General features: G+C 50.5%; 18 protein-coding genes. 6 read left to right on the plus strand and 12 right to left on the minus strand.

All coding sequences use genetic code 11. The annotated features are described in order from the left end of the window. Positions 1-936, minus strand: coding sequence for a DNA replication terminus site-binding protein (tus, locus tag H0248_RS00900; protein ID WP_180784317.1), 936 nt, complete (start codon positions 934-936; stop codon positions 1-3). A 166-nt stretch (positions 937-1102) separates the two neighbouring features. Continuing rightward, positions 1103-2371 carry an MFS transporter gene (locus H0248_RS00905; RefSeq protein WP_180784318.1) on the minus strand — a complete coding sequence of 423 codons (1269 nt, stop codon included), beginning with the start codon at positions 2369-2371 and terminating at the stop codon, positions 1103-1105. A gap of 114 nt (positions 2372-2485) precedes the next feature. Here H0248_RS00905 and H0248_RS00910 point away from each other — a divergent pair, with 114 nt between their 5' ends. From H0248_RS00910 to H0248_RS00925, 4 genes are all read left to right on the plus strand, one after another. Beyond that, a complete protein-coding gene (locus tag H0248_RS00910) occupies positions 2486-3382 on the plus strand; it encodes a LysR family transcriptional regulator (RefSeq protein ID WP_010275135.1) in 897 nt (298 codons plus the stop codon). A 181-nt stretch (positions 3383-3563) separates the two neighbouring features. Then, entirely contained in the window at positions 3564-4781 is a 1218-nt protein-coding gene (mlc, locus tag H0248_RS00915; protein WP_180784319.1) for a sugar metabolism global transcriptional regulator Mlc, read from the plus strand. 133 nt (positions 4782-4914) lie between these two features. After that, the gene (bioD, locus tag H0248_RS00920; protein WP_180784320.1) at positions 4915-5580 is read left to right on the plus strand and encodes a dethiobiotin synthase; all 666 of its coding nucleotides are present in this window, start codon (positions 4915-4917) and stop codon (positions 5578-5580) included. A gap of 102 nt (positions 5581-5682) precedes the next feature. Beyond that, positions 5683-7170: an MDR family MFS transporter gene (locus H0248_RS00925; protein WP_180784321.1), complete on the plus strand. Its 1488-nt coding sequence runs from the start codon at positions 5683-5685 to the stop codon at positions 7168-7170. Between the two features lie 47 nt (positions 7171-7217). On the opposite strand, the gene H0248_RS00930 is transcribed toward H0248_RS00925, so the two are convergent. From H0248_RS00930 to H0248_RS00945, 4 genes are all read right to left on the minus strand, one after another. Further along, positions 7218-7568, minus strand: a complete 351-nt coding sequence (locus H0248_RS00930) for a DUF1283 family protein (RefSeq protein WP_180784322.1) — start codon at positions 7566-7568, stop codon at positions 7218-7220. Positions 7569-7855: 287 nt separating this feature from the next. Beyond that, on the minus strand, positions 7856-8605 hold the full coding sequence (gene ydfG, locus H0248_RS00935) for a bifunctional NADP-dependent 3-hydroxy acid dehydrogenase/3-hydroxypropionate dehydrogenase YdfG (protein ID WP_014915384.1): 750 nt from the start codon (positions 8603-8605) through the stop codon (positions 7856-7858). A gap of 339 nt (positions 8606-8944) precedes the next feature. Further along, positions 8945-9907 carry a GlxA family transcriptional regulator gene (locus H0248_RS00940; protein WP_180784323.1) on the minus strand — a complete coding sequence of 321 codons (963 nt, stop codon included), beginning with the start codon at positions 9905-9907 and terminating at the stop codon, positions 8945-8947. Between the two features lie 45 nt (positions 9908-9952). Next, the gene (locus tag H0248_RS00945; RefSeq protein ID WP_180784324.1) at positions 9953-10729 is read right to left on the minus strand and encodes an MBL fold metallo-hydrolase; all 777 of its coding nucleotides are present in this window, start codon (positions 10727-10729) and stop codon (positions 9953-9955) included. Positions 10730-10975: 246 nt separating this feature from the next. On the opposite strand from H0248_RS00945, the gene pptA reads away from it, so the two are divergent. Continuing rightward, entirely contained in the window at positions 10976-11206 is a 231-nt protein-coding gene (pptA, locus tag H0248_RS00950; RefSeq protein WP_180784325.1) for a tautomerase PptA, read from the plus strand. A 102-nt stretch (positions 11207-11308) separates the two neighbouring features. Here pptA and H0248_RS00955 read toward each other — a convergent pair whose 3' ends face one another. From H0248_RS00955 to H0248_RS00980, 6 genes are all read right to left on the minus strand, one after another. Beyond that, entirely contained in the window at positions 11309-12820 is a 1512-nt protein-coding gene (locus H0248_RS00955; protein ID WP_180784326.1) for a pyridoxal phosphate-dependent decarboxylase family protein, read from the minus strand. Between the two features lie 9 nt (positions 12821-12829). Further along, on the minus strand, positions 12830-14215 hold the full coding sequence (locus H0248_RS00960; RefSeq protein ID WP_180784327.1) for a diaminobutyrate--2-oxoglutarate transaminase: 1386 nt from the start codon (positions 14213-14215) through the stop codon (positions 12830-12832). 612 nt (positions 14216-14827) lie between these two features. Beyond that, positions 14828-16120 carry a glycoside hydrolase family 10 protein gene (locus H0248_RS00965; protein WP_180784328.1) on the minus strand — a complete coding sequence of 431 codons (1293 nt, stop codon included), beginning with the start codon at positions 16118-16120 and terminating at the stop codon, positions 14828-14830. 5 nt (positions 16121-16125) lie between these two features. Next, on the minus strand, positions 16126-16413 hold the full coding sequence (locus H0248_RS00970; RefSeq protein ID WP_180784329.1) for a VF530 family protein: 288 nt from the start codon (positions 16411-16413) through the stop codon (positions 16126-16128). 347 nt (positions 16414-16760) lie between these two features. Continuing rightward, positions 16761-17435 carry a glutathione S-transferase family protein gene (locus H0248_RS00975; protein ID WP_180784330.1) on the minus strand — a complete coding sequence of 225 codons (675 nt, stop codon included), beginning with the start codon at positions 17433-17435 and terminating at the stop codon, positions 16761-16763. A gap of 79 nt (positions 17436-17514) precedes the next feature. Continuing rightward, complete coding sequence (locus H0248_RS00980) at positions 17515-18261, minus strand: SDR family oxidoreductase (protein WP_104209368.1); 747 nt, start codon at positions 18259-18261, stop codon at positions 17515-17517. 136 nt (positions 18262-18397) lie between these two features. On the opposite strand from H0248_RS00980, the gene H0248_RS00985 reads away from it, so the two are divergent. Beyond that, on the plus strand, positions 18398-19300 hold the full coding sequence (locus H0248_RS00985; RefSeq protein WP_180784331.1) for a LysR family transcriptional regulator: 903 nt from the start codon (positions 18398-18400) through the stop codon (positions 19298-19300). The last annotated feature ends 113 nt before the right edge of the window (positions 19301-19413 follow it).

The following is a 19413-nucleotide window of genomic DNA, read 5'->3' on the forward strand; positions in this document are numbered from 1 at the left end:
TCATTCCGGCGCATCGGTATACAGGTGCAAACGCGGAATGAGCAGGCGAAGTTCGGCCGCTTTCGGTTTGTGTTTATGCTTGATGTTATTGGCGTCATAAGGATTGAGTTCGCCGATAATGGGAATATCGCTGCCGGATTCCTGCTGACAAAGCACAAGCAGGGGAGACGGGCTGGGATGCTGAACCTGTTTTTGCTGTTCGGGATACCACACACGGGCGATAGGCTGGACTTTGACCGGGCGTTTAATTTTCAAAATGGCGTCTTCCGGCAGCGACAAGACCGCGTCAATTTCCTGCTCGATATGTTCAATCCACTGCACTTTGGTATACGGCGTCGTATGCTTTGCCGCATTCAGGCTCTTGGTGAGTTTCTCCAGCAGTTCCACACGCGTCATATTTTTGATGACATGCTTATTCGCCCAGCCAAAACGGACTGACGCCGGATTCGTTATGAGCGTCAGCGAACGATAAGCGCTAAGCGTGATCAATCCTTTCAAATGCGTGTGGACGAACTCAAAGCGCTGTTCCGGCTCTAGCTCCGACTCGACGGTAATAATCTGTTCCAGCTCTTTTTTCAGTGCGTTAATTTCCGCAATGAGCCACTGTGCCTGCTGATATTGCACGGCGTTGACGGAAAAGCAGAGTGCGCCCGGCAAGCGGATAGCGCTTTTGCTGCTGAGCGTTTCCGGGTAGTGGTGAATGAACAGTCGCTGAAAATGCACTAGCCCTTTATCACGCGCCTCTTGTCCAACGTACTGCGTGACGGCGATATGCTCGATAGGATCGTGCTCCGTTCCTTTTTCCACATGGGGAAGGGAGTAGACGCGCCCAGCCAGAAGCCGATACTCGGCAAACTGTTGCTGCATCAGCGCAAGTTTCTTCTCTAACGTCTGGAAGCAGTGGTTCATGCGATCGATTAGCGTATAGCGGTTCATAGTAAAACTCACTTTAGTTACAACATACTTATCTTTATACTGATAAATGGACACTTCAGCAATCGTGATCGGTATTATTTCAGGCAGGGTTGACGGGGCGTAGAGGGAGAATGTAGAAACAGCGCGGAGTTTACCTGATTCAGGCAAACTCCGGTAAGAAAGGCGTTTAAAGGCGATGCTTGAGTATCAGGCTAACGACCAGCGCGAGAAGTAACAGGGCGCTCAGGAACGCGGTGATCCCCATCCAACCGAATGAATGCCAGAAGAATCCCCCCAGCGTACCGGCCAGACTGGAGCCCAGATAGTAAGAAAAGAGATACATGGATGACGCCTGACCTTTCGCGCGCCGTGCCCGTTGGCCAATCCAACTGCTGGCTACCGAGTGGGCGGCGAAGAAACCGGCGGTAAAGAGCATCATCCCGCCAAAAATCGCGAAGAGCGGGCTCAGTGCCGTCATTCCCAATCCCGCTAGCATCAAGAGGATTGCAACGCTTAGCACCGGGCCGCGTCCGTAGCGGGCCGTTAATGCTCCGGCTTTTGGTGAGCTGTAACTTCCGGTGAGATAAACCACGGAGAGTAAGCCAACCACCGCCTGACTGAGTAAATAAGGCGGAGCCAACAACCGATACCCAATGTAGTTGAACAGGGTAACGAACGCGCCCATCAGCAAAAATCCCTCAAGGAACAGCAGCGGCAAGCCCGCATCGCGCCAGTGCAGTTTGCTATTCAGCAGCAGCGTTTTTGGACGCAGCGAACCGGGTCGGAAATGGCGTGAGTCGGGCAGAATACGCCAGAATGTTATCGCAGCAATGAGCGCCAGTACGCCGATCGTACCGATGGCGACTCGCCACGGGAAATAGTCCGTCAAGACGCCGCTCACCAGACGTCCGCTCATGCCGCCAATGGAGTTACCGCTGATATATAACCCCATAGAAAATGCCAGCACGCTGGGGTGAATTTCTTCACTCAGGTAGCTCATGGCGACGGCCGCGACACCGCTTAGCGACAGACCCATCATGGCTCGCATGACCAATACGCCGTTCCAACTGGTCATAAAAGCGCAAATCACAGTACAGAGCGCAGCCAGCATCAAGGACACGACCATCACATTCTTACGACCGATGGTGTCAGAGAGTGGTCCGGTAAACAGCAACCCAAACGCCAGCATCACCGTTGAGACGGAAAGCGACAGACTGCTGGTCGCCGGAGAAATACCGAAATCCTGAGAGAGCACCGGCAGCAGCGGCTGAACGCAATACAGCAGCGCAAACGTTGCTAACCCGGCAGAAAACAGCGCCAGCGTGACGCGCATAAATTGTGGCGTGTCACGCGTGATATAGGGCGTTTTACCAGAAAATTTCGGGGCAATATCATCCGCATCGTCGACCGTAGAAAGAGGCCAGTCGTTCGGTGCAGAAGATGGCAGGTTACTCACAATAATTCCTTACCGGAAAGGGTAAATCAGGCGTAAAACAACAATGAGAGGATCATAGAAGAGTGATATTATTTTGTATAATATATTAATAATCATGATTGATATGTTTAAAGTATGAATATCGAACTACGTCACCTTCGCTATTTTATCGCGGTCGCGGAAGAGCTACATTTTGGCCGAGCCGCAGAACGATTACGCATTTCACAGCCGCCACTAAGCCAACAGATTCAGATTCTGGAGGAGCAGGTGGGGGCGAAATTATTGGCGCGCAACAACCGGAATGTCCAGCTCACGCCAGCAGGCGAGATGTTCCTGAAAGAGGCCTGGTCGATTATCAGTCAGGTTGATCAGGCAGCGGAACGGGCGTCCCGCATTCAACGTGGCGAAATTGGGGAATTAACCATCGGCTTTACCTCGTCCGCTCCGTTTATCAAAAAGATCTCCAGCAGCCTGCTGCGTTTTCGCCAAACATACCCGGAAGTGCATATTCAGATGATGGAGCTTAACACCAAGCAGCAAATTGAACCGCTGCTGAACGGTAAGCTTGATATCGGTATTATGCGCAATAATCCGTTGCCGGACGCGCTGGATCATCAGTTGCTGCTGCGTGAACCGTTGATCGCTGTCGTGCAGGAGTCCCATCCGTTAGCGCAGCAGGACGCGGGGCGAGCAATCAACATCACACAGTTGGCAAATGAGCCGTTCGTTTTCTTCTCGCGCGCGGTTGGAACGGCGCTGTATGACGATACGCTGACGCTGCTGAAACGCTATGGCATCAGCCCCTACATTACGCAGGAAGTGGGCGAGGCGATGACCATCGTCGGATTGGTATCCGCGGGATTGGGCGTGTCCATCTTGCCAGCGTCGTTTTTGCGTATTCGGGTCGATGGCGTGAAATATTTGCTGCTGGAAGAAGAGGACGCCACAACGGAAGTCTGGCTGGTGACGGCACGACATCAGCCGCAAAGTGCTGCTGCGAAAGTGCTGATGTCGCTGATGCTGGGCGGATAATCGTTAAAATATGCGTGCTAAATCACATAACGAATCAAATATTTGACGAGTTTAGTGAAAAGCCCCACCATACCCGCAGTTTTTTTATTTTGCAGCGTGAAAAATAGTCATGCCGCAATAATAAAGATAAATTTTTCAACAGCAGTGCCTACAATAATGCGAATCAGTAGGAGCTAGGTTTGTGATAGCCGACGGTCAACCAGGACACATCGATCAAATCAAACAAATGAATGCCGGTGCAGTGTATCGGTTGATCGATAAGTACGGCCCGATATCACGTATCGAACTGTCCAAACGTGCTCAGCTCGCGCCCGCCAGTATTACCAAAATCGTCCGCGAACTGCTGGAAGCCCATCTGGTACAGGAAACCGAATACCAGGATGTGGGCAGCAGAGGGCGTCCCGCAATCGGCCTGATTCTGGATACCGAAGCCTGGCACTATCTTTCCGCACGTATCAGCCGCAATACCCTGTTATTGGCACTGCGCGATCTCAGCAGCAAGCTGGTTGTGGAAGAGGAAATCCCGCTTCCCGCTACGTCATCGCAGCCGCTGCTTGAGCGTATTCTGAATGAGATTGACCAATTTTTTATTCGTCATCAGAAGAGGTTGGAGCGACTAACCGCAATCGCCATTACCGCGCCGGGTATGATTGATGCCAGCAAGGGCATCATTCACCGGATGCCGTTTTATGACGTTGAGGAAATGGCGATTGGCCCAGCTCTGGAACAGCGCACGGGGTTGCCCGTGTATTTGCAGCACTATATCTGCGCTTGGACGATGGCTGAAGCGCTATACGGCGCATCGCGCGATTGCCAAAATGTGATTCAGGTGGTGATCGACCATAACGTCGGCGCGGGCGTGATTACTGGTGGCCGTATTCTGCACGCCGGGAGTCGAAATCTGGTCGAAATAGGGCACACGCAGGTCGATCCGTATGGCAAGCGTTGCTATTGCGGCAATCACGGCTGTCTGGAAACCGTCGCCAGCACGGAAAATATGCTGGAACTGGCGCAACAGCGCATGAATACCTCCATGAGTTCACTTCTGCACGGTTCGCCGCTTAGCGTTGAGAACCTGTGTGACGCCGCGCTCAAAGGCGATCAGTTAGCCAAAGATATCATTAACGATGTCGGCCATAACGTAGGCCGCATTGTCGCCATCATGGTGAATCTCTTTAATCCCGATAAAATTCTGGTGGGCTCCCCCCTGAATAAAGCAGCCAGCATTTTGCACCCCGCCATTTTAGGCTGCATTCAACAGCAGTCATTCCCGCCGTATAGCCACAACATTCAGGTGGAAGCGACCCAGTTCTACAATCAGGGGACGATGCCCGGAGCGGCACTGGTAAAAGACGCGCTCTATAACGGATCGCTACTGGTTAAACTGCTACAGGGATAACCATAAAGGCGTAGAGCAACAAAACATTGCGCTAACGCAAACCGCCCGAATGAGGCATAGCCTAGACTTCCACGCTTGGAAAGCATTTTGGCTGTGCTTGTTTTTTGGTATTCAGGTGGTCTGGAGTTATCCCATGTTGAAACGTATTTTTGTCACTGGTACTGATACCGCCGTTGGCAAAACGGTGGTATCCAAGGCGCTACTGCAAAAACTGGCGCTGGCAGGCAAATCGGTTGCGGGCTATAAACCGATAGCAAAAGGGTGCGAAGAGACGGAAGCGGGCCTGCGTAATAAAGACGCACTGTTGCTACAGGCAGCCTCGACGCTCGAATTGCCCTATAACATGGTTAACCCTATCGCACTGCGGGAAGATGAAATCAGTGCCAGTGAAAGCACCATTGATTACTGCACGATGACGCAAGGCCTGCGCCACATAGGCGAGACGGCGGATATCGTGGTGGTTGAAGGGACAGGCGGATGGCGAACCGTCATGAACGATCTGCGTCCGTATTCCGAATGGGTGGTGCAGGAACAACTGCCTGTCGTGCTGGTTGTTGGCATCAAACTGGGCTGCATCAGCCATGCGCTGCTGACTGCACAGGCGATCATCAACGATGGTTTACCGCTGGTCGGGTGGGTCGCTAACCGTATTAACCCCGGACTGGCGAATTACGCAGAAATCATTCACGTTCTGCGGAAAAAAATTCCGGCACCACAGTTGGGTGAACTGCCTTACTTGCCACGCGCCGAACAGCGGGATCTCTCGTCTTATATCGATCTTTCTGCCGTCAGTTACTAATTTCTTTCCTCTTCTATTCCCGCTTCTCTGCGGGAATAAATTTTCTCCGCCACGCCACCTGTTATACTCACAGGCAGTTTTTCTTCTTATCCTGAAAATATAATGAAAACAGAGAATAACCCGCAGCAAACACCTGTCCCACATCGCCATTGGATTTTAATTGCCTGTATGTTGGCGATGTTCACGGCCGCGATTGAAGTGACGATTGTCGCCACCGCGCTGCCGACCATCATCGCCGACTTAGGCGGGTTTTCCCTATTGGGCTGGGTCTTTGCGGGTTATTTGCTGACGCAGTCGATCAGTATTCCAATTTATGGCCGATTGGCCGATCTGTATGGCCGCAAAAAGATATTCTTCTTCGGCATGATCGTGTTCCTGCTGGGGTCGATTCTATGCGGATTTTCGACGCAGATGGGCTGGCTGATCGTCTTCCGTACCTTGCAAGGGCTGGGCGCGGGCGCGATTACGCCGATTGCCTTCACCATTGTTGCAGATGTGTATAGCTCAACCGAGCGCCCGAAAATACAGGGCTATTTGTCCAGCGTATGGGGCTTTTCCGCGATTATCGGCCCGCTGCTGGGTGCGTTTATCGTGCAACACTTCAACTGGGCGCTGGTTTTCTGGGTCAACGTGCCGATTGGGCTGTTCTCCATCTTCCTGCTGGCGCGTTATCTGCCGACGATGAATACTGTGCGCCAGCATCAACTGGACTGGATGGGGGCGTTCTATCTGATTGTGTCCGTCGCCAGTTTGCTGATGGCGCTGCTACAGGCTGAGGTGTTTGGCTACTGGGTGATCCCGCTGCTTGCGATCTCCGCCGTGGGCTGCATTCTGCTGATTCGACAAGAAAAGCGCACGCCGGAGCCGCTGTTTCCACTGGCGCTGTGGCGCAATCGGGTCATTATCGCCGGTAATCTCGGTGGGTTGGTCGTCGGGGCCGCCATGATGGGCGTGAGTGCCTTTTTGCCAACGTTTATCCAGGGCGTTATGGGTAAAACGCCGCTGGAAGCCGGCAGTATACTGGCGATGATGTCGATTGGCTGGCCGTTGGCCAGCACGCTGAGCGGGCGCTTAATGCTGTGGACGTCTTACCGGTTTACGGCAATGCTCGGCGGTATTGTGCTGATTATCGGCAGTCTGACATTGTTAACGGTTCAACCGGACAGCAACCTGATGTGGGCGCGGCTCGCGGCATTTTTGATCGGTTCAGGAATGGGGCTAAGTAGCACCACGTTTCTGGTATCGATACAAAACTCGGTGGACTACTCCATCCGCGGCATTGCAACGGCCTCTGCCATGTTTACCCGCATGCTGGGTTCCGCACTGGGAACGGCAATCCTTGGCGCGACGCTGAACATCAGTCTGCACTGGCGGTTGCCGGAAGTGAGCGATCCACTCCAGACGCTGATGGATCCCGCTAAGCGCATCCTGCTGAGCGTAAACCAGCTCGATACGCTGGCATCGCAAGTCGCCTCGTCTATCCACGGTGTATTTATCGTTTCTGCACTCATCGCGGCTATCACGCTGCTTTCCGCCAGAATGATCCCCGCGAGCCAGCGACCAGGGCAGGCTGAAACCCGACAAAAATAACGGAAAGAGAAAAGGGGAAACCCACGCCAGAAGGCGTGGGTGAAAAATCAGGGGGTAACGGGGCGGCCACTGCGGCGGTCGAGACAGCGTTCTGTCGTGCTTTCCCAGTAAGCATTGACGTTATAGCTGGCGTTGCATTTTTCACGCCCATCAATCGCTTTTTCCGTTTTATCGAATTCTTTCTCAACGCGGTTATTCACTTTATTACGTAGCGAACGGGTTGAATCCCATTGATCTTTGCTTTGACGCGCGGCTTCTTTCGATAACGTGCTGTCGCCGGAATCAACAATGATGTGGCGCGTATCTGCCAGTGCGGCAGGCTGCCAGGCAGCAGAAACGATAACCAAAGAAAGCGGGATGAGAGCCCGAATCAGAGAAGAAAAAAAGTAGTGGTTCATGTTTCACCTTGACAGAACGAATGATAAAAACAAACGCCGGTGCCGCAGAACGATAAAGCGCACGGCAAGCGATAGACAATAAAAGACGACCGCCGTTCCCTGTAACCTCCGCGCGTTGTGCAAAGAGGAAGGTTACCTATAGCGAGAAGTATACATCCTTCGCTTCAACGGCACTATAACCACCAGTATTTGGAACCACGCAGTATCTGGCAAACTCCGGTGTGTAACGCGATAGAAAAGGGCATGAAACCCTGTTCATGCCCTTAATTCTTGTGTTTCAGTAATAATTAGCCTTCGCGGTGTACGCTTAACCCAGCAAAAGACTGGCTGACCGGCATCATTTCCAGCGTATTGATATTGACGTGTGCTGGCAGGGTGGCTACCCAGAAAACGGCTTCGGATACATCTTCGGCGGTCAGCGGCGTCGTGTTGTCATAGGTTTTACTGACTTTGTCATCGTTACCTTTAAAACGCACGGCCGAGAACTCAGTTCCACCGACCAAACCCGGTTCGATATTCGTTACGCGGATGCGGGTACCAGACAGATCGGCACGTAATCCCAGGCTAAACTGCTGTACGAACGCTTTGCTGGCACCGTAGACGTTACCACCGGCATATGGCCAGTTTCCCGCGGTAGAACCGATATTGATGACGTGACCGATATTACGTTCCACCATGGCGGGCAGCAGCGCGCGCGTCATGAATACCAGCCCTTTGTTGTTGGTATCGATCATGTTTTCCCAATCGTCTACCGAGGCTTTATGAGCAGGCTCCAGACCCAGCGCCAGTCCGGCGTTGTTCACCAGCACATCAATTGTCCGCCATTCGGCTGGCAGGGCAGCAACGGCTTGTTCAATCGCCTGACGGTCGCGTACATCTAATTTTAACGGATACAGTGCATCACCCAGTTCCGCCTTTAGCGCATCAAGGCGTTCCTGACGGCGGCCGGTCGCGATCACTTTATGGCCTGCACTAATGAATTTACGCGTAATTGACTCACCAAACCCAGCCGTTGCGCCGGTAACAAAAATAATCATGCTCTTATTTCTCCCTGACTGTTTTCATATTTTACTTGTGCCTGATATCAATATAAATAATGAAAGGCATGCGATCATTTAGCCGCGCAATTCCCCGTGGGTCAAGCGTTACTCCGGTTTCAACGATACGGTTCAGGAATCATTGCCCCTCAGAACGAGAGGAGAATGTTGTCCACGGTTGTGCGGCATCCCATCAGTAAGTCTCATGATCGAGTAACGATCCGTCGAGATCGCTGAACATAATCAGCTTCGTATTATGTGTTTATATGGATTCTCCATGTTTTATCGTGGATAGACAGAGAGTAATGATCCGGCTATTTTTCGGCAGGCTGATGAGCATCAGCGGACGCTGCTTTTATCCTGAAACGTTTTACGCCAGTCGGTCGGGCTAACGCTAAAACGCTGCTTGAATTGCTGTCGAAAGGTTACTACTGACTGAAAACCCACGCTATCCGCAATCGCTTCGATGGAGTGAGAAGTCGATTCCAGCAATGCCTGGCTATGATGGAGCCGTTCCGCCGTTAACCAATCGCTAACCGTCATGCCTGTGGCTCGGAAGAAATGTCGGGTAAATGTCCTGCGACTCATTTGCACATGGCTTGCCAATGCATCCAACGTGTGGGGGGAACAGAGATGGCTGCGCAGATAGTCCAGCATCTGATTGATTTTACTATCCCGCGTATTTTCCGGCACAGGATGTTCGATAAACTGTGCCTGCCCACCTTCACGATAAGGCGGGATCACCAGACGGCGGGCAGCGCGGTTAGCGATAGCGCTGCCGCAATGTTGACGAACCAGATAAAGGCAGCAGTCTATTGCCGCTACCGTGCCCGCAGACGTAATCAGATGTTCGTCTTCGACATAGAGCGCGTTGGTATCCAACTGCACATGAAGAAAGCGGGCGATAAAATCCTGCTCAAACGCCCAATGTGTCGAGGCGCGGCGGCCATCTAGCAACCCGGCATAAGCCAGAACATAAGTCCCCAAACATAATCCTGCGATCTGTGCTTTGCGGGCTTCGGCAATGCGTAACGCATCCAGAAGCGGTGCAGAAGGGCGCGTTTCTGGATGGCTCCAGTGCGGGACTACGATAAGGTCGGCTTTTTCCAACGCGGAAAATCCGTGTTCAACGTTGATAGAAAATCCGTGTTCTGATGCCACCATGCCTGGTTTTTCTGCACAGAAAAAGAGCTCAAATTGTTTTTCTTCATAGAGCATGTCGCTGAAAACCATGCTCGGTATGGATAAATGAAACGGGCTAAAATTCTCGGAGACAACCACCGCAACGGTTAGCACAGCCATAATAGCCCTCATTAAATCATCAATAGGTTCTGGTTATTACCCAGTTCAGAATTGTACGCTTTCGCCATCGTTCGGTACGTGCGCGACGGACTGAAGTTTTTCTTCGTGCAAATAGTCACGCAGTTCAGCACGACTCAGAAGGCAATGGTTCACCGCTTCCATATGCGTTGCGACTATCGCCGCATTGGGTACAAGCTGATGCACACGTCGTACATCTTCTTTTCCCATGATAATAGAACCGAAGCTGGGAATAACCGCATTGCCAATATTCAGCGCCACCACATCGGGCGTGTGATGAGTCAGTGCAGCTATAACATGCTGATTCCAGACAGTATCGCCCGCCAGATAAAACGATTTTTCATAGGCATGTCGAAAGACAATCCCGCAGACATCACCCAGTCGTTCCGCCATCTGTGGATTAGCATAGGTTTCATCAGAACCATGTTGGCCGGATGTTTTGATCAGCGTTATGCCGTCGTATTCCGTCTGCTCACCCAATACACGTACGGAGGTAAACCCCGCCTGCCGAATGATGTCAGCATCCTGCGCATTTTGGCTGAAGATCGGCATCGTTTTCGGGATAGCGTCGATGGCTGCATCATCCCAATGGTCGAGGTGCGTATGCGTCACAAGCACGGCATCAACATCCAGAATTGACGCCATAGGCATAGGAAGATCGACCAGTGGATTACGCAGATGCGCATTTGCCGTTCCCGGGAAGCCGGGATAGGTCGCCTTTGGTGCCAGCATCGGGTCAATCAGAAACGTTTTACCACCAAATTCCAGTCGTAATGTCGCATTGCGAATCTGCGTTATTTTCATCTTATTGCTCCTATCTCCGGTTAACTGGCAGCGCTGTTACACGCCAAACAGGAACAGTATAAGAATCTGGCAGATCGCTAACAGTGGCCTGAATGACACACTTCGATGAGTTTAGGCCAATTTTTCTCAAGCAGATTGTTTATCATCGGACGAACTACCCTATTGCCGTCTTTATGCACACTAGCTATCTTAACTGACTCGCTATATTAACCAATGTACTGTTTCATCACTGAAAAGGACCATCTCATGCCCCATATTGATGTCAAACACTTCCCAAGAAATCTATCTGAAGAAGAGAAGAAAGCCGTCGCGGAAGATCTTGCTGCGGTCCTGAAGAAGCACTTCGGTTCTTCCGACGAATCGCTTTCTGTCGCGTTGAACGAAATCCAGCCGGAGCGCTGGAAAGATGACGTTTACGACCTGTTTATCAAACCGCAGTTGGATACGTTGCCGAAAAAACCGGGATATTCGTATTAATTTGCCGCGCATCCATACGGTCAGAAAACTCAGTAATAAAAAAGCCGATAACCTGTTAAGTGTTATCGGCTTTTCACCATGCGGTACGGTAAAGCAGGGGAATTACGCGGTCAGCAGAGGCTGTGCCGTGCTTTCAACCAGATCCAGCAGAACTTTGACATCGTCCAGGCTGACCGTTGGGTTCAGCAACGTCAGTTTCAGGCAGGTAACACCGTTAAATTCGGTGACACCTACGTTGGCACGACCTGATTCCAGCAATGCATCGCCAATACGTTGGTTAAGCAGTGCGATAGTCGCGTCATCCGCTGCCACTAGCTGTTGAGGGCGGAAACGGAACAGAACGCTAGCCAACTGTGGCTGCATCACCAATTCCAGCGAAGCATGTTCATCCACATACTGTGCAACCTGTTGCGCCAGCGTAACGCCGTGATCGATGATCGCCGCATACTGCTGTTGGCCCAGTGCTTCCAGACCCATCCACAGTTTCAGCGCATCAAAACGACGCGTCGTCTGCAATGATTTCGACACCAGATTAGGGACGCCCTGTGCTTCATCGAACTCAGAATTCAGGTAAGCCGCCTGATAGCGCATCAACTCATAGTGACGCGCTTCTTTCAACAAGAAAGCGCCGCAGCTGATGGTCTGGAAGAATTGTTTGTGGAAATCCAACGTAATGGAATCCACCAATTCAATGCCGTCCAGATAATCGCGATACTTCTCGGACAGCAGCAGTGCGCCGCCCCAGGCTGCATCAACGTGTACCCAAATCTGATGCTCTGCCGCCAGTGTTGCAATCGCCCGTAAAGGATCGATCGCACCCGCGTCAGTGGTACCGGCCGTCGCGACAATCGCCAGAATCTGTTCGCCGTTGGCCTTGGCCTGCGCCACTTTCTCCGCTAAATCGTTCAGATCCATCCGCGCGAAGCGATCGGTTTTCACCAGCGTAACGCATTGATAACCCAGACCCAGTAAAGCCATGTTCTTTTGCACCGAGAAATGGGCATTTTCGGAACAGAACACTTTAATTTTCTTCAGGTTACCAACCAATCCATCCTGCTGGATCGAATGTCCCTGACGGGCAAAAAAGGCATCACGCGCCAGCATCAGTCCCATCAGATTACTCTGGGTGCCACCACTGGTGAACACACCCGCATCGCCAGACTGATAGCCAACCTGAGTACGCAGCCACTCAATCAGCTTCATCTCAATGATGGTCGCAGACGGGCTTTGATCCCAAGAGTCCATGCTCTGGTTCGTGGCGTTAATCAAGACTTCCGCCGCCTGACTGACCACCAAACTCGGGCAGTGCAGGTGAGCGACGCACTGTGGGTGATGCACCGACAGGCTGTCTTTCAAAAAGTACTCAATCGCACGCTCGATAGCGGCCTGGTTACCCAGGCCCTGCGGATTAAAATCCAGCGTGATGCGTTCACGCAGTTCAGCAACGGTTTTGCCCTGATACATTTCAGGCTGTTGCAGCCACTGTATGACGGCTTGGCTACTCTGCGTAATCGCTTCCTGATAGGCTTCGATACTCTGTGCAGAAGAGGCCAGAATCGGGTTGATTTTTGTTTCCACTGTTTCTGCTTCCACTAATTGGGACATCGTGGTCATTCGCTCCACTCAGACTGGCTTCACGCCAGCAGACAGCAGGGCGTTTTCAAATTTATCCAGGAAGATTTCCAATTCAGCATTGCTGATCAGCAGGGAAGGCAGCAGACGCAGCACGCAACCATGACGGCCACCGCGCTCCAGAATCAGACCCGTTTCAAAGCATTTTTTCTGCAACAGGGCAGACAGTTCGCCGTCAGCCGGGTAGCAACCCATGTGATCCTGCGCTTCGTCAGGCTTAACAATCTCAATCCCGATCATTAATCCCAGACCGCGAATGTGGCCGATCACCGGATAACGTTTTTGCAGTTCAGCCAGTTTGGCTTTCAGCCATTCACCTTGCTCAGCGACTTTGTTTGCAACCTGATTGTCTTTGAGGTGCTTCAACGTCGTCAGGCCGGTTGCCATCGCCAGTTGGTTACCACGGAAGGTACCGGTATGGTGGCCCGGTGACCAGGCATCGAACTGCTTCTTGATACCCAGTACAGCTAATGGCAAGCCGCCACCTACTGCTTTAGACATCACGATGATATCTGGCTCAATGCCAGCGTGTTCAAAGGCAAAGAATTTACCCGTACGAGCAAAACCAGCCTGAACTTCGTCGATGATCAACAGAATGCCGTGTTCCTGCGTGACTTTACGGATGCGTTGCAACCACTCGACAGGTGCCGGGTTAACGCCGCCTTCGCCCTGAACGGCTTCCAGAATGACCGCCGCAGGTTTGCGTACGCCACTCTCAACGTCGTTGATCAGGTTTTCAAAGTAGTAGGTCAATGCTTTAATGCCAGCTTCACCGCCAATACCCAGCGGGCAGCGGTACTGGTGCGGATAAGGCATAAACTGGACTTCAGGCATCATGCCGTCGACCGCTTCTTTCGGCGACAGGTTACCCGTTACCGACAGCGCGCCATGCGTCATGCCGTGGTAGCCACCGGAGAAGCTGATCACACCAGCACGACCGGTGTATTTTTTTGCCAGTTTCAGCGCAGCTTCAACAGCATCGGCACCAGAAGGGCCCGTAAACTGGAGGCAGTACTCTTTGCCTTGGCCAGGCAGTAAGGAAAGCAGATACTCGGAGAACTGATCTTTCAACGGCGTTGTCAGATCAAGGGTATGTAACGGCAAGCCGCTAGTAATGACACGTTGGATGCTTTGCAGCACGTCAGGATGGTTATGTCCAAGCGCCAGCGTTCCCGCTCCGGCCAGACAATCAAGATATTGATTATTCTCAACATCGGTGATCCACACGCCTTCGGCTTTCGCAATTGCCAGAGGCAATTTGCGTGGATAACTCCTCACGTTCGATTCAAATTCAGCTTGTCTTGCCAAATAGGTTTCATTGTTTCCGTTTAATGAATTCGCACCTAAACTGTCAATACGGACTTTATCCGTCATCATATCTCTCCTACAACCGTGGGCTCGCAGGCAACCACAGTTGAATAAATGAATTAAACACATAACGACTATAAGAAAAACGCGGCCAATATAGGTTTTTTCAGTCACCGACTCAATGATTTATTTCGTTTCGAAACTTTTATTTTTTCACATAAAAATCAACTAGTTGATTGAATTTCCACGAATCATGATGTCATAGCTACTTTACATGCTTATTAAATAAGCAAAAAAATCCTCCTGCCACTGGGAGAAAAACGAACAGGAAGATGGATAATCACACAGCAAACTTCTCGTCAAATACCTTATGCCAAGATCATTTCTCATGCATGAATATCAAGAAAAATACCTATTTATCATGATATTGCATGATAATTTCGCGGCACAGGTAAAAAGTCATATGCCGTTCCATCGCTGGTGACTGCCCATATCGCATTTTATTATCGAGCATGCACAACGGGTTGAACGATTCCTGTGGCATTTATCGACATTAACGATCAGATTACAAGAGTGGGCAAGGCGTGCCAGTAGGCGGTAAGGTTTTTGAAATTTAAGTATTAAAAAAAAGCCCGCTAAGTCTGTTATCAGGCTTTATGCGGGCTTATTTTCGTATAGCAGCTAACTGCCCCAACGGCTTCTGAGGTAATTAACCGCTTCCTGGGTCTGTGGTTGATTGAGATAGTTCTCTCTAAACAGAATCGTCCCGTTGATTTGCGGCATAGACTCGTTCAAATCGAGCTGCTTTTTCAACTCCGGCACGCCGCCATTTATCGTCCAGTCAGGCTCATTCTTTGAAGGTTCACCCACTTTATACAGCGCAACGCCAATATAAAGGCGTGTGTTTGTGGGCTTCACCACATCCGCCCACCATTTTACCAAGACATCATAACGCGCCGCGTCACGTGCAAAAGGCCAGTAGATCTGTGGGGCAATGTAATCCAGTAGCCCTTGTTGCACCCACAGGCGGGTATCGGCATAAGCTTCATCGTAGGCGGCCGCGCCTCGCGTATCGGAACCTGCCGCATCATGTGACCGGTTGCGCCATACACCGGCTGGGCTGACGCCAAATTCAACCTCGGGTTTCAACTGCTTGATCGTGCGCGACACCTGCTCAATCAACAGTTGCGTATTGTGCCGCCGCCAGTCTGCCTTTGAGCCAAATCCCTGACCCTGTTTTTTAAAGGTTTCACTATCGTTAAGCATCGAGCCGGATGATTCGGCATAGAAGTAATCATCGAACTGCACACCATCAATAGGGTAACGCGCCACAACTTCGGCCACGATACTGGTGATCCAGCTTCGTGCTTCCGGAATACCCGGGTCGAGCACAAAGCGATCGCCTGCCGTGCGGATCCAGTCACGATGCAACACAAATACGCTGGCCGGATTTTGCGACAAGGTGCGATTTAGCTCCGTCACGGTTGACGGCTTAGTGTTAACGGAGACGCGATAGGGATTAAACCAGGCATGGACTTTCATACCGCGTTTGTGCGCTTCATCCAACATGAACTGTAGCGGATCATAGCTCGGATCCTCACCAATCTTGCCCGTTAACATATCTGACCATGGCAATATTTTAGAAGGCCAGAGCGCGGTACCATCAGGCTTAACCTGAAAAAATACGGTATTGATACCGAGGCTTTTCAATTTATCCAGTTTACCTTTCAGCGCTTCCTGCTGTTGAGTGATACGTATAGCAGGGCTGCTGGCATTGACGGATGCCACCGGCGGCCAGTCGAGACGGGAAACGGTCGCCAGCCAGACACCGCGCATCGGTTCCTTATTCTGCTGTAACTTCGCTGGAAGCGGCTGTTGAACCGGGGGAAGGGGGGTGACAAGCGAACTCGGTGGTTTAGACGCGCAACTGACAAGTAGAAGCGCAGCGGCAATCAATACGACTGGCTTTTTCACGTTGGTTAGCTCTTATTTCTGCGACTATTAGCCCAAGGATCAACAGCGCTATCATCTGGTTTTACGGGAGCGGAACCGTCCAGAGAATCAAGGTACAGTGCTTCAACTTCCGCACGCGCCCAGGGTGTCCGACGCAGAAACTTTAAACTGGATTTAACGCTGGGATCGCTTTTAAAGCAATTGATGTTGATCCGTTTACCCAACTCAGCCCAGCCAAAACGGGCAACCAGCGCATTGACTTGCATTTCAAGCGTGACGCCATGCAAAGGATCTTTAGAATTATGAGCTGTCATGTAACGTCCAGTAGTTTCAGGTTTTTGTTTTCAGGATTAGGCTTGTAGCAAGGGAGAAGGTTACAAGAAAGCAGGGCGAGCGGCAATGTTGGTGCAAATAAACGGGATTCCGTCGATTAAGCCAAAACCAGACCGATGTGAGAAACATCAAAAAGAGCGAGAAGGAGGCGTTGGCCGTCCTGTCCTATCAAACTAGTGCACGCACTGTCAGCAGACGATTTCGAACCGTTATCCGAACAATGCCTCCCTGTTGCAGCGACTTGATGAGCTTCCGGGCTTTACGGCAGGCCTCACATTGCCGTGTTTTAATCAACAGGGAGCAGGTCACGGTTTCCTTGTTAATATCTTCAGGCAGCGAGAATTGCAGAATGCTGACGAAGATGATGTTGGAAAAGTTCTGCATAATCTGATGATACTGCGGATTTTACGCTTTCCCTTTTCGCCAGTGCAGCTTTCCATGCGCAAGTACGCGGAAGTCCCTCAAAAATCGCCTCAGATACTGATGTATCGATGATGGAGAAGTAACGGAAAATAGGCGCGTAGACCGCATCAACCATACTGAATTCAGCACCAGAGAAATAAGGCCCTAAGCTCAATTCAGATTCAATACGTTCAAGCTGCTCACGGAACAGCGCGCGTTTGCTGTCTGCAATGGCCTGATCAGTCGCATTTAAAAATTGCCATGCATTGCCAAGCATTGATGTAGAAAACTCGATCCATGCGCGCTGTTTGGCTCTGACTAATGCATCGTCAGCATACATCGAATCACCGTTTTGCGTTTCATTAAGGTACTCACAGATCACCATGCTCTCAAAAATAATGGCATCTACACCATTTGCCTGACGCACTTTAAGTAACGGCACCTTGCCCGTTGGTGACAGAGCAAGAAACCAATCAGGCTTCGCCGATAGGTCTACATTTACGCGTTCAAATGGCACATTTTTTTCGAGAAGAACAATCGCTGAACGCTGCACAAAGGGACATAGTGGGTGGCTAATAAGTGTTAGGTTATGGATGGACATCTCAAACTCCAGATAAAATAATAGCCCGTCGCTATAAAAAGTGGCGGGCTTGATGAATTGTAAATCTTATTTTGGTGGCTTAGATTGAAACGCCGCCGTCGATGATAATTTCTGAACCCACGGTCCAGGCAGATGCATCAGATGCGAAATAAAGTACCGCTTGTGCCACTTCCTGAGGCTTACCAAAACGACCCGCAGGGATGGTTGCAACAATCTCTTTCATCACGTGATCATGATATTCCACTGGGATCCCCGCCTTATCGTAAAGCGGTGTATCAACTGGGCCAGGGCTCACTGCGTTGATTCGGATCCCACGAGCAAGTAACTCGTTGGAAAGTGTTTTCGACATGTTCAGCAATGCTGCTTTGGTTGAGCCATAGACAGAAGAGTTCACTGGTCCTGTGTGAGCATTTATTGATGTATTAAAGACCACTGATGCAGAGCTTGCGAACACTGGCAGCAGCGCCTGCATTAGGAAGTAAGGACCTTTAACGTTGATATCATATATGCGGTCGAACATCTCTTCTGTCCATGCCTCGATTGGCATATACATTGATATACCCGCATTCAGGAAAGCGATATCCAGTTCACCAAAGTGTTCCTTAACCGTTTGAGCTAGAGCTTTCTGTGCGTTCACATCAGCGGAATCAGCACTCACGACTAACACATCATTACCCAGTTCTACTTTCGCCTTTGCGATAGAATCAGGGTTAACACCAGTAACAATTACGCGTGCACCTTCTGCCACAAACAGCTTCGCTGTTTCAAGACCAATACCACTTGTTCCACCCGTAATCAGTGCGCGTTTACCTTGTAATCTAGACATGTGAAAATCTCCTGTTAGTTTTAACAACTAATCGGCGAATGACCGATTTGATAGCCACTATAATTTCATGCGCACATGGTGATAAGATTGTATTTTTAAATATGTTCCATGCATTAAAAGCATAAATGGGTTTGAGATGGATAGATTACTGTTGATGACATGCTTTGTCCGTACCGCTGAAACAGGCAGCTTTTCCGCAGCGGGTAGGGATTTAGGCTTAGGGCAACCGAACGTGAGTCGTCATGTTGCAACCCTCGAAGAACATCTGCAGACCAGATTACTTCACCGTTCAACCCGCAAGCTTTCCCTGACTCCTGAAGGAGAACGTTATTATTTGGAAGCAAGGCGTATTCTGGAAGCCGTCGAAGAATCAGAGTCTTCTTTCAGAGAAAATGTTACACCTACAGGTCTATTACGCGTTGCTTGCCCCACAGCATTGGCTCACACATTCTTAGTCCCACACATCCCAGATTTTTTAGAACGCTACCCTGAGCTAACACTCGAGCTACAGATTAATGACCGCTATATCAATCTCGTTGATGAAGGGGCTGAGCTCGCAATCCGCATTGGACATCTGGAGGACAGTGCTATGCGCGCCCGCAGACTTGGCATGTATGAGCGAGTCTGTGTTGCCAGTAACAAGTATTTAGCTAAACACGGAACTCCTACTACCCCAGAGGATTTAAAAAAACATGATTGTTTGATCTATACCTTGCTAACAACAGGAGCTACCTGGAGATTTCAGGATATCAATGTCCCTATTTCAGGCCGGCTCAGGGTCAATTCACCCGAAGCCGTACAGAAATTTGTCAATGCTGGGGTTGGGATCGCACAGGGTCCAGAATGGCTGTTCGAGGAGGGACTGGCAAATGGCAACTTACAATTATTACTGACTGATTACACTGCACCGCCCGTTCCCATTCAAGCCGTTTATGTTGCTAATCGACTTTTACCAAAACGAGCGATTGTATTCATGGATTTTGTTGCTGAGATTTTTGAAAAAAATCCCGCCTTCAAAGTTTACAACTCAATGAAATGAACCATCTCACTGGTCATATATATTGATTTGTTAGAAAGGGCTCGTGAGATATGAAGTTGTTAACCGCTAAAGACTATTTAACATAATATACATTATGCGAACCAGTAGATAAG

Origin of the sequence: Pectobacterium brasiliense (assembly GCF_013449685.1) — a bacterium.
Taxonomy (GTDB): Bacteria; Pseudomonadota; Gammaproteobacteria; order Enterobacterales; family Enterobacteriaceae; genus Pectobacterium; species Pectobacterium brasiliense_A.

Excerpts from the sequence above, each read along its gene's own strand:
- H0248_RS00945 (WP_180784324.1), bottom strand. The coding sequence starts at position 10,729 with ATGAAAATAACGCAGATTCGCAATGCGACATTACGACTGGAATTTGGT.
- tus (WP_180784317.1), bottom strand. The coding sequence starts at position 936 with ATGAACCGCTATACGCTAATCGATCGCATGAACCACTGCTTCCAGACG.
- bioD (WP_180784320.1), top strand. The coding sequence starts at position 4,915 with ATGTTGAAACGTATTTTTGTCACTGGTACTGATACCGCCGTTGGCAAA.
- H0248_RS00955 (WP_180784326.1), bottom strand. The coding sequence starts at position 12,820 with ATGACCACGATGTCCCAATTAGTGGAAGCAGAAACAGTGGAAACAAAA.
- H0248_RS00975 (WP_180784330.1), bottom strand. The coding sequence starts at position 17,435 with ATGTCCATCCATAACCTAACACTTATTAGCCACCCACTATGTCCCTTT.
- H0248_RS00930 (WP_180784322.1), bottom strand. The coding sequence starts at position 7,568 with ATGAACCACTACTTTTTTTCTTCTCTGATTCGGGCTCTCATCCCGCTT.
- H0248_RS00940 (WP_180784323.1), bottom strand. The coding sequence starts at position 9,907 with ATGGCTGTGCTAACCGTTGCGGTGGTTGTCTCCGAGAATTTTAGCCCG.
- H0248_RS00980 (WP_104209368.1), bottom strand. The coding sequence starts at position 18,261 with ATGTCTAGATTACAAGGTAAACGCGCACTGATTACGGGTGGAACAAGT.
- H0248_RS00925 (WP_180784321.1), top strand. The coding sequence starts at position 5,683 with ATGAAAACAGAGAATAACCCGCAGCAAACACCTGTCCCACATCGCCAT.
- ydfG (WP_014915384.1), bottom strand. The coding sequence starts at position 8,605 with ATGATTATTTTTGTTACCGGCGCAACGGCTGGGTTTGGTGAGTCAATT.
- H0248_RS00970 (WP_180784329.1), bottom strand. The coding sequence starts at position 16,413 with ATGACAGCTCATAATTCTAAAGATCCTTTGCATGGCGTCACGCTTGAA.
- H0248_RS00910 (WP_010275135.1), top strand. The coding sequence starts at position 2,486 with ATGAATATCGAACTACGTCACCTTCGCTATTTTATCGCGGTCGCGGAA.
- H0248_RS00960 (WP_180784327.1), bottom strand. The coding sequence starts at position 14,215 with ATGATGACGGATAAAGTCCGTATTGACAGTTTAGGTGCGAATTCATTA.
- pptA (WP_180784325.1), top strand. The coding sequence starts at position 10,976 with ATGCCCCATATTGATGTCAAACACTTCCCAAGAAATCTATCTGAAGAA.
- H0248_RS00985 (WP_180784331.1), top strand. The coding sequence starts at position 18,398 with ATGGATAGATTACTGTTGATGACATGCTTTGTCCGTACCGCTGAAACA.